Origin of the sequence: Cetobacterium sp., assembly GCF_051658645.1 — a bacterium.
GTDB lineage: Bacteria > Fusobacteriota > Fusobacteriia > Fusobacteriales > Fusobacteriaceae > Cetobacterium_A.
The window spans coordinates 1-9,734 of record NZ_JBOFMZ010000067.1 but is presented as its reverse complement, the minus strand read 5'-3'; the positions used below and the strand labels follow the sequence as shown (position 1 = coordinate 9,734).

Here is a 9,734-nt window from a genome sequence, read left to right as displayed (position 1 = left end):
ACAGAATAGAGCCACCAACTATAGGTAAATCAGCGTTAGAACCGATACAGTAGTGTGGGAAAAGCTCTACAAACTCTAAAAGTTTACTGAAAGTAGGCATACCCATCTTCATAGGCTTATGTTCTTCGCAGAAAACTATAGAGTGCTCGTTGTAGTATACGTATGGTGAAAATTGTAGATGCCAGTTTTCACCTTGTAATTTTATTGGAATAACTCTATGAGTGCTTCTTCCAGGGTGATTTAATCGTCCAGCGTATCCAACATTATCTAAGCATAACAAGCAACTTGGATAGCTAGATTTTGGCATCAATTTTTCTCGAGCGATATCTTTTGGATCTTTTTCTGGTTTTGCTAAGTTAATAGTGATTTCTAAATTTCCATACTCGGTTTTAGAAAACCAATGAAGATTTTTACCTATACTGAGAGATTTTATATAATCTGTAGCCTTTGAAAAGTTATAGTAGTTTAAAGTTGCAAGCTCTGGTGATTTATCAAAATCAGCTTTAAAACGGTCTATAACCGTTTTAGGTCTAGGAGTTATACAATTCATAAGTGCAGTTTCTAAAAGATCTTTTTCAGCTTTAGAATCACCGATAAGATTGTTTGAAACAGCCCAGTTACAAAAATCTAAGAGTATAACTGAGAGATTTCTACCGCTTTTAGGTTTTTCATTTTTCCAAGAGTCTAATTTTAATAAATTTAAAATTAAATTTCTAGAATAGATTAACTCATCGTTGTCGATTAGGGATTTTTCTAAACCATAGTTTAAAAGTTCAATTATAATTGAGTTTATCATTAATAGTCACCTAACTTTTTCGCGCCATCTCCAGGGTTACCAATGTAAAATGTTGCCTTTAATCCAGTTGTGTCAAAATACTTTTTACCTACATTCGTTATAAAACTATCTAGCTTATCATTTTGAACTAAACTAACAGTACATCCACCAAATCCAGCTCCAGTCATTCTACTACCAATTGTTCCAGGTTCTGTCCATGCAGCTTCTACTAAGCTATCTAGCTCGAATCCAGTTACTTCGTAGTCGTTTTTTAAAGATAAGTGTGAAGCGTTCATAAGTTTTCCAAAAGCTTCGATATCTCCACTTTTTAAAGATTTCATAGCTTCTAAAACACGTAGATTTTCAGATACAGCATGTCTAACTCTAGGAATAGCTTCTTCTGACTTTATGCTGTGCTTCATACTTTCGAAAGTTTCAGAATCCATATCACAAAGTGAGTTTATTTTTAATCCAGCAGCTTTTAAATCTTCTAAAGCAGCTTCACAAGATGCTCTTCTTTCGTTGTATTTAGATTCTCCTAAACCTCTTCTTTTATTAGTGTTAGCTATAACAATAGATGCATCTTTTAAAACGAACGGAGCATAAGCGTACTCTAAAGTTTCACAATCTAAAAGTATAGCATGATCTTTTTTACCCATACCAATTGCAAATTGATCCATAATTCCACAGTTTACTCCAATAAACTCATTTTCTGTTTTTTGACTTAGTTTTACCATATCGATCATACTAATATTTAAATTGAATAGGTTTTTCAAAATTACAGTTGTCAATACTTCTATAGAAGCAGAAGATGACAATCCAGCTCCGTTTGGTATGTTTCCAAAGAATAAAACATCAAATCCAGAGTCTATTCGGTATCCTGCATCTAAGAAAGTTTTTATAATTCCTTTTGGATAGTTTGCCCAATCATCTTTTTCTGTGTTTTTTAATAAGTCTAAATTAAACTCTATTATTCCTAAATCTTTAAAATTTTCAGAATACATTCTAAAAACTTTATCGTCTCTTTTCTTTAAAACAGCATAAGTTCCAAAATCTAATGCTGTAGGAAAAACTTTTCCTCCGTTGTAATCTATATGTTCACCGATTAAATTTACTCTTCCAGGAGCAAAATATACCTCGGTTTTAGCGTCTATATCCTTATTAAATTCTTTTTTAAAGTTTTTTACTAAGTTATTTATAAGTTCCATAATTCAAATTCTCCTTTAATCGCTTTTTATTAGAATTAATTTGAGTATACTGTAAAATGTATATATTTTAAAGCTAAAATATGAATTTAGAACAAAGTTAATTAAAAAAGTAAAAAAAGTACTCTAAAATACATTGACTTCAGATATATTAAAGATGTATTATTAAAGTAACGAGTTTTTGGGGGGAATATGGAATTTACAGCATCGCAGTTAAGAATATTAGAGATAATAAAAAATAAAGATAAAATATCTAGAAAAAAAATAGCAGAGTCGTTAAAGTTAACACCAGCTGCTATAACAAAATCAATAGATCCACTTTTAAATTGTGGAGTTGTATTAGAAGCGTCACCGAGAGAGTCTACAGGTGGAAGAAGAGCTATAGATTTAACATTAAACAAACATTGGGTAGGAAAAATTTTAGGAATATCAATTACTCCATCTTCAATTGTAGTATCTGTAGGAGATATAACAGGTGAAATATTTAAAACAAAAATTTATCAAATAAAAGGTGATGAAGAGCTAAGTTGTTATCTAGAAGAGATAATAGAAAAAGAGTTAAAATTAGAAAAAGCAATTCAGGTTATATCTATGGCTATAACTGGACTTATAAATTCAGAAAAAGGAGTTATAGTATTTTCACCTCACTACAACAGAAAAAAAATAGATATAAGAGAAAGTATAGAGCGTAAATTTAAAATTCAGGTTTTAGTAGAAAATGACGTAAGAGCTATGGCACTAACAGAAAAGTATTTTGGTGCTGCACAAAACAGTGATAACTATGTTGTGCTTAATGTTTCAGAGGGAATTGGTAGCTCTATTTTTATAAATAACACCTTACTTTCTGGACATGGATTTATATCTGGTGAGATAGGACACGTTGTTATGGATAGAAGTAGTTTAAGAAGATGTTCTTGTGGTAAAAGAGGATGCTTAGAAGCAGAAGCTTCAAATACAGCAATTATAAATAGACTCGTATCTACAATAAAGCTAAACAACTATAGCGTATTAAAAGAACGTTTAAATTCAAAAGGTAGTATAAATATAGCTCATGTTTTACGGGCGGTAAAAGAGCGTGATTTTTTGAGTACAAAGGTGAGTACAGAGGCTATGGTTATAATTGCTCATAGTATTGATATGATTATATCACTCATAAATCCAGAAAGAATAATATTGATAGGAGAGTTGTTCGGTGAGCCTCTATTGCTTAGTACTTTAAAATTAGAGCTTCAAAAAGTAACTTTAGAAGAGCAAAAATACGAATTGATTGTTTCGAATATGTTAAACAGTATGCATAGTTATAATCCAATAGCGGTTGTAAGATATAATTTGTTTCAAAAAATATCGGGAGAGGTGAATTGTGAAAATAGATTCTAGAGAGTTTGGGAAAACTAAAGCAGGAGAATCAGTACAGCTTTATACTTTTAAAAATGACAGTATAGAGTTAGAGATTATAAATTATGGTGGAATAATAAAGTCGCTTAAAACAAAAGATAAAAATGGAAACTTTCAAAACATAGTTTTAGGTTATGACACTTTAGAGGATTATACCGCTGATCAATTTTATTATGGCTGTATAACAGGAAGAGTTGCTGGAAGAATTAAAGATGGGATATTAAAAGTGAACTCTGATGTCTATATTTTAGAAAAGAATAACGGTAATAATAACCTTCATGGTGGAATAAATAGTTTAAATAAAAAGGTTTGGGAAAGTAGCGTAGAAGTAATAGGCTCAAGAGCGGTTTTAACTTTAAGTTATAAAAGTCCTCATTTAGAAAACGGATTTCCTGGAACTGTAGATTTCACTGTTCTTTATACTTTAGAGGCGAATACTTTAACGATAGAGTATTTTGGTAAAAGTGATAAAGCAACATATATAAATTTAACAAATCACAGCTATTTTAATTTAAGTGGTGACGCATCTAAAAGCATAAAATCAAGCTGTTTAAAAGTAAATTCATCGGGTTATGGAGCGATAGATAAAAACTCTATTCCTGTCAAGTTGGAGAGAGAGTGCAACTTTTTAAAATTTGGTGTTTTCCAAAACTTAAGTGAAATTTTAAATTCTGATGCTGAACAGTTGAAACTTGCTGGAGGGGGAGTTGATCATCCTTTTAGAATGTCAAAATCAGAAGAGTTTGATATTGTTTTTAAAGATATAACTTCAGGAAGAGTTATGAAAATTTCTAGCACTGAACCTGCTGCGGTTATATATACAGGTAATTTTTTAGAAAAAAAGCACTCGGGAATATGTTTTGAGATGCAAGATTATCCAGACGTATTTAATTTTAAAAGTGATGCTGTAAAAATTTATGATAGTCTAAACCTTTATAGTACTAAAACAAAGATACTTTTCGAGCTAATGTAAATTTATTGTAAAAAAAGTGTTTAATTATAATTAAAAAGGTTGTTTTTTGAATCAAATTGGTATATAATAACCTCAGATTTAGTAATTAATAGGAGGCGAAATTAATATGGCAGAAGTAGTACTTAAAAAAGTTGAGAAACAGTATCCGAATGGATTTAAAGCAGTGCACGGAATTGATTTGAAAATTGAAGATGGAGAGTTTATGGTTTTTGTAGGACCTTCAGGTTGTGCAAAATCAACAACATTAAGAATGGTTGCAGGTTTAGAAGAAATCACAGGTGGAGAAATTTTTATAGGAAACAAGCTTGTTAATGACTTGCCTCCTAAAGATAGAGGAATTGCAATGGTTTTCCAAAACTATGCACTTTACCCACATATGACAGTTTATGATAATATGGCATTTGGATTAAAAATGGCTAAAGTTCCTAAAGATGAAATTGATAAAAGAGTAAAATCAGCAGCTGAAAAGTTAGAAATAACAGATTTGTTAAGCAGAAAGCCAAAAGAGATGTCTGGAGGACAAAGACAAAGGGTTGCTGTAGGAAGAGCTATTGTTAGAAAACCAGAAGTGTTCTTATTTGATGAACCATTATCAAATTTAGATGCAAAGCTGAGAGTATCTATGAGAGTTAGAATAACTCAACTTCACAAGCAATTAAAAGCTGAAGGTCAAAATGCAACTATGATATATGTAACTCATGATCAAGTAGAAGCTATGACTATGGGAGATAGAATCTGTGTTTTAAACTATGGAAAAATAATGCAAGTTGATACTCCTTTAAACCTATACAACAAGCCAGCTAATAAGTTTGTTGCTGGATTTATCGGATCACCAGCTATGAATATATCTAAAGCTACATTAGTGGAAATTGAATCAGAGTTATTTGTTCAACTTCAAACTGGAGATAAATTAGCTTTACCAAAATCTAAAGTTGAAAAAGTAAAACATCTAGCGGGAAAAGAGATTTGGTTTGGAATTAGACCTGAAAATGTAGGTAATAAAAATACAGCGAGAGATGGTGACGTTTCTGTAACTGGTAGAGTAAATATAGTAGAGCAAATGGGTAACGAAGAGTTTATCTATTTCTTTATTGGAGAAACTCAATATACAGCAAGAATTGCCGCTGAAAAATCAACTCGAGCAAACTTTAACCAAAAGGAAGAATTTTATTTTGAAATGGATAAATGTCACATATTTGATATCGAGACAGAAAAAAATTGTATGCTTTAAGATAGTTGAACCAGCCTTCAATAGAGGCTGGATTTTTTTTCGAATAAAAACTCTATTAATCTATAAAACGATTGAAGTTTGAACATAAAAATGATATAATTTTAAGATATATAAAAAATAAAATCAGGAGCGTAAATTATGAACGACTGTGTAATTTTAAAAGGAAAAAAAGACAGATTAGTTGTACAATTAGATAGTAATGTCGACTTTAGTTCTTTAAAAGATAAATTTTCTGAAAAGATTAAGCAGGCAGAGGCATTTATAGGCGATACTAAAATAGCGATTGAATTTACAAACAGAAAACTAACTGAGCTAGAAGAAAATATTTTAATTGATGTTTTAAACAAAGAAACAAAAATAAAAGTAGCTTTTGTTTTTTCTGAAAAATCTATTTTTTCACAATTACCTGTGCCAGAGTTTCAGCTTCCTTTTAATAATATAAAAGATTTAACTGATGAAGGAGTTACAAAATTTCACAAAGGAACTCTACGTTCAGGTCACAATTTAGAATTCGATGGAAATGTAGTTGTATTAGGAGATGTTAATCCAGGAGCAGTTATAAAATCAAAAGGAAATGTAGTTGTATTAGGATATTTAAATGGTACAGTTTATGCTGGAGAAAATGATGGATCAGACGCTTTTGTAGGAGCTTTTTCACTTAATCCTATTCAGATTAAAATAGGGCAAATTATAGCAAAAAATCCAAGTACAAATGTATTGGATGTAAACAAAGTAAAAAAAACTTTAGATTTTGAAATAGCATATTTAAAGGATGGAAACATATTTATAGAAAAATTTAACAAATCGACATTAGAGCATATGGTTCAAATATAAGGGAAAGTAGGAGGAAAAATGGGAAAAGTTATAGTAATTACTTCGGGTAAAGGTGGAGTAGGGAAAACAACAAGTAGTGCTAACTTAGGTGCAGCACTAGCTATGCAAAATCAAAGAACATTACTAATTGATACTGATATCGGATTAAGAAATTTAGATGTTGTAATGGGATTAGAAAATAGAATAGTTTATGATTTGATTGATGTTATAGAAGGAGCTTGTAAACCAAAACAAGCTATTATAAAAGACAAAAGAAATGATAACTTACATCTTTTACCAGCAGCACAATCGAGAGATAAAAATGCTGTATCTCCAGAGCAGATGATAGAGCTAATAAATACATTGAGACCAGAGTACGACTATATTTTAGTAGATTGTCCAGCTGGTATAGAACAAGGGTTTAGAAACGCAATAGCAGGAGCAGATGAAGCATATGTAGTTACAACTCCAGAAATTTCAGCTGTAAGAGATGCAGATCGTATTATTGGATTATTAGAAGCAAATGAAATTAGAAACCCAAAATTGATTATAAACCGTTTAAGAGTTCAGATGGTAAAAGATGGAAACATGCTAAGCGTGGATGATGTTATAGATATATTAGGTATAAAACCAATTGGAATTGTTCCTGATGATGAGAATATTGTTATATCTACAAATAAAGGAGAACCACTTGTTTATAAAGGTGATTCTTTAGCAGCAAAAGCTTATAACAATATAGCAGCTAGAACTCTAGGAAGAGATGTAGAGTTTTTAGATTTAGATCCTAAAGTTGGATTTTTTGATAAGATAAAAGAGATATTTAGAAAATAAGAGGAGGAAGTAAATGGGGTTTTTTAATTTTTTAAATAAAGAAAAATCTAGTTCAGTTGCTAAAGATCGTTTGAAGTTAGTTTTGATACACGATAGATCTATGCTTTCTCCAAAAGTTTTTGAAGCTATGAAAAATGAAATAATTTTAGTTATATCTAAATATGTGGATATAGACATAGATTCTTTAAATATCGAAGTCTCTCAAGAAACTGACACTGGAAGAGAAACAGCATTGATAGCAAATATACCAATATTAAAAAAAAAAGAGCGTAAGCGATAAAATCTAAAAAAGCTGTAGAGTTTAAATTCTACAGCTTTTTATATAAAAAATAGAGTGAGGTGGAAAGTATGAAAAGAAAAAAATTACCAATCGGAAAAAGTGATTTTAAATCATTACGAGAAGAAAACTACTATTATATAGATAAAACAGAATTTATAGAGGAAATTTTAGAAAAACGAACAGAAGTAACATTAATCTGTAGACCAAGACGTTTTGGTAAAACTTTGAATATGAGTACACTAAAATACTTTTTAGATATAGAAAATGCAGCTAAAAATAGAAGCTTGTTTAGTGGGTTAAATATAGAAAAAACAGAGCATATAAATGAGCAAGGAAAGTATCCAGTTATATTTTTGACTATGAAAGGAATATCTGGAGATAATTTTTCTCAATTTTTACAAAAGTTTAGCTCAGAACTAGGAAATCTCTACAATAAATATGAATTTTTTAGAGATAAAATGAATAAAAGAGAATTAGCTTATTTTGATAAAATTTGGCTTGAAGTTCCTGATACAGATTTTTCATCGGCGTTGAGATTTCTTTCGGATATTTTGTATAAGCATTACAATATAAAACCAGTTTTACTTATAGATGAATATGATTCACCTATGATAGCCTCTCATGAAAAAGGTTATTATGACAAAGCAAAAGAATTAATAGGAAATTTTTACGGTAGTGCCTTAAAAGATGCTCCTATTTCTTTTGCGGTTGTTACAGGTATTTTAAGAGTAGCGAAAGAGTCTATATTTTCAAGTTTAAATAATTTGAAAGTTTCAACACTTTTGAGCTCTGATTACAATTATTTTGGAATGACTGAAACTGAGGTTGAAAGTGTTTTGAAATATTACAAGCTCGAAACAACTATAGAGTCTGCGAAAAATTGGTATAACGGTTATACTTTTGGAAACGAAAAGATGTATAACCCCTGGAGTATCTTAAATCATTGTGATTCTGGAAAGTTAGAAAGTTATTGGGTAAATAGCAGTGCGAATACTCTGATTATGCAACTATTAAAAGATTCAGATACTAGTATAAAAGATATATTTTATGAACTGTTACGTGGTGGTAAAGCTAAAGCTATTTTAGATGATAATATGATTTTTGGTGAGCGATACAGCGACAGCACAATATTATATTTGATGTTTTCAGCGGGTTATTTAACGATAGAAAATACTGGTGAAGACGAGGATCAATATTATTTAAGAATACCAAACTTAGAAGTAAAAAAATATTTTAGAAAAACTTTTATAGAGTTATTGACTAATAATAGTAGAGATAGTTTTTCACAATTAAAAACTGCACTTAAGGATGGAAAAATTTGTGGAAATAATTCTGTTGAAGAAAAAATAAATTCTATGTTTGAGGCGAGTATGAGTTATTTTGATGGTTCAAAAGAAGAAAAGTTTTATCATAACTTAATATTAGGAATGATGATAGGCTTAGATAGTAGTTTTTATATTCATAGTAATCGAGAAGAAGGTTTAGGTCGATATGATTTAGCTTTAGAGCCAAAAAATAAAAATGGAATTGGTTATATATTTGAATTTAAAGTAGCAAATTCAAATTCAAAAAGTGATTTAGATTTTGCTGGAACTCATGCGTTAGATCAGATAAATGAAAAATGTTATGAGCAGGGATTAAAACAACGTGGAATTGAGAAGATAATTAAAATTGGAATGGTGTTTTCTAGTAAAGTTATGAAGTTGTATATAAGGTGAATTATAAAAGCCATCTAGATTTTAATCTAGATGGCTTTTACTTTGTTACCTAAGTTGTTTTAAACAAAAATTAGAAATTAGAAATTTTAACGTGTTTTGTGTGAGAAGTCCCCCTCTCTCTATTAGGGAGGGGACGAATCGCATGCTTTTTTCTTTTTTTTTATTGATTTTTAGTGTAAAATCCTTTATAATATTGGGATAATCAATAAAAAAGGAGGTGCACTTTGAAGTATAATTTAGCTTACAAATATAGAATTTATCCAGATGAAGAAACGAGAATTCTTGTCGAAAAAACATTTGGTTGTACTAGGTTTGTATATAATAAAATTTTAGCTAAGGCAAAAGAGATTTTTGAAGTTGAAGGTAAAAATAAGATTATTACTCCAGCAACTCTAAAGCCAGAATTCCAATTCTTAAAAGAAGTTGATAGCTTAGCACTAGCAAACGTTCAAATGAATGTAAAAGTTGCTTTTACTAACTTTTTTCAGAAAAGAACAGCTTTTCCTAGATATA

The 9,734-nt window shown here is 30.1% G+C and carries 9 protein-coding genes and 1 pseudogene; 8 read left to right on the top strand and 2 right to left on the bottom strand.

Annotation, left to right across the window (positions count from 1 at the left end):
• Positions 1–796, bottom strand: a pseudogene (locus ACRCZX_RS08545) (UDP-glucose--hexose-1-phosphate uridylyltransferase); the annotation flags it as partial.
• On the bottom strand, positions 796–1,983 hold the full coding sequence (locus tag ACRCZX_RS08540) for a galactokinase (protein WP_438582509.1): 1,188 nt from the start codon (positions 1,981–1,983) through the stop codon (positions 796–798). The gene ACRCZX_RS08540 and the pseudogene ACRCZX_RS08545, both read right to left, overlap by 1 nt.
• Before the next feature lie 189 nt (positions 1,984–2,172).
• Between ACRCZX_RS08540 and ACRCZX_RS08535 the strand changes: the two genes are divergently transcribed.
• The 8 genes from ACRCZX_RS08535 to ACRCZX_RS08500 form a co-directional block, all read left to right on the top strand.
• On the top strand, positions 2,173–3,357 hold the full coding sequence (locus ACRCZX_RS08535; protein WP_438582508.1) for an ROK family transcriptional regulator: 1,185 nt from the start codon (positions 2,173–2,175) through the stop codon (positions 3,355–3,357).
• Complete coding sequence (locus ACRCZX_RS08530; protein WP_438582507.1) at positions 3,341–4,348, top strand: aldose epimerase family protein; 1,008 nt, start codon at positions 3,341–3,343, stop codon at positions 4,346–4,348. Before ACRCZX_RS08535 ends, ACRCZX_RS08530 begins: the two co-directional genes overlap by 17 nt.
• Positions 4,349–4,454: 106 nt before the next feature.
• On the top strand, positions 4,455–5,579 hold the full coding sequence (locus ACRCZX_RS08525; protein WP_438582506.1) for an ABC transporter ATP-binding protein: 1,125 nt from the start codon (positions 4,455–4,457) through the stop codon (positions 5,577–5,579).
• A gap of 138 nt (positions 5,580–5,717) precedes the next feature.
• A complete protein-coding gene (locus ACRCZX_RS08520) occupies positions 5,718–6,413 on the top strand; it encodes a septum site-determining protein MinC (RefSeq protein WP_438582505.1) in 696 nt (231 codons plus the stop codon).
• A gap of 18 nt (positions 6,414–6,431) precedes the next feature.
• Positions 6,432–7,223 carry a septum site-determining protein MinD gene (minD, locus tag ACRCZX_RS08515; protein ID WP_438582504.1) on the top strand — a complete coding sequence of 264 codons (792 nt, stop codon included), beginning with the start codon at positions 6,432–6,434 and terminating at the stop codon, positions 7,221–7,223.
• A 13-nt stretch (positions 7,224–7,236) separates the two neighbouring features.
• Positions 7,237–7,503 carry a cell division topological specificity factor MinE gene (gene minE, locus ACRCZX_RS08510; RefSeq protein WP_438582503.1) on the top strand — a complete coding sequence of 89 codons (267 nt, stop codon included), beginning with the start codon at positions 7,237–7,239 and terminating at the stop codon, positions 7,501–7,503.
• Between the two features lie 68 nt (positions 7,504–7,571).
• Entirely contained in the window at positions 7,572–9,221 is a 1,650-nt protein-coding gene (locus ACRCZX_RS08505; protein ID WP_438582502.1) for an AAA family ATPase, read from the top strand.
• Positions 9,222–9,445: 224 nt separating this feature from the next.
• Positions 9,446–9,734: helix-turn-helix domain-containing protein (locus ACRCZX_RS08500; RefSeq protein WP_438582501.1), on the top strand; the 289-nt coding region annotated here is incomplete at its 3' end.

What these genes read in the sequence shown, in the direction of transcription:
- minE (WP_438582503.1), top strand. Translation starts at nt 7,237, where the DNA reads ATGGGGTTTTTTAATTTTTTAAATAAAGAAAAATCTAGTTCAGTTGCT.
- minD (WP_438582504.1), top strand. Translation starts at nt 6,432, where the DNA reads ATGGGAAAAGTTATAGTAATTACTTCGGGTAAAGGTGGAGTAGGGAAA.
- ACRCZX_RS08525 (WP_438582506.1), top strand. Translation starts at nt 4,455, where the DNA reads ATGGCAGAAGTAGTACTTAAAAAAGTTGAGAAACAGTATCCGAATGGA.
- ACRCZX_RS08535 (WP_438582508.1), top strand. Translation starts at nt 2,173, where the DNA reads ATGGAATTTACAGCATCGCAGTTAAGAATATTAGAGATAATAAAAAAT.
- ACRCZX_RS08540 (WP_438582509.1), bottom strand. Translation starts at nt 1,983, where the DNA reads ATGGAACTTATAAATAACTTAGTAAAAAACTTTAAAAAAGAATTTAAT.
- ACRCZX_RS08520 (WP_438582505.1), top strand. Translation starts at nt 5,718, where the DNA reads ATGAACGACTGTGTAATTTTAAAAGGAAAAAAAGACAGATTAGTTGTA.
- ACRCZX_RS08505 (WP_438582502.1), top strand. Translation starts at nt 7,572, where the DNA reads ATGAAAAGAAAAAAATTACCAATCGGAAAAAGTGATTTTAAATCATTA.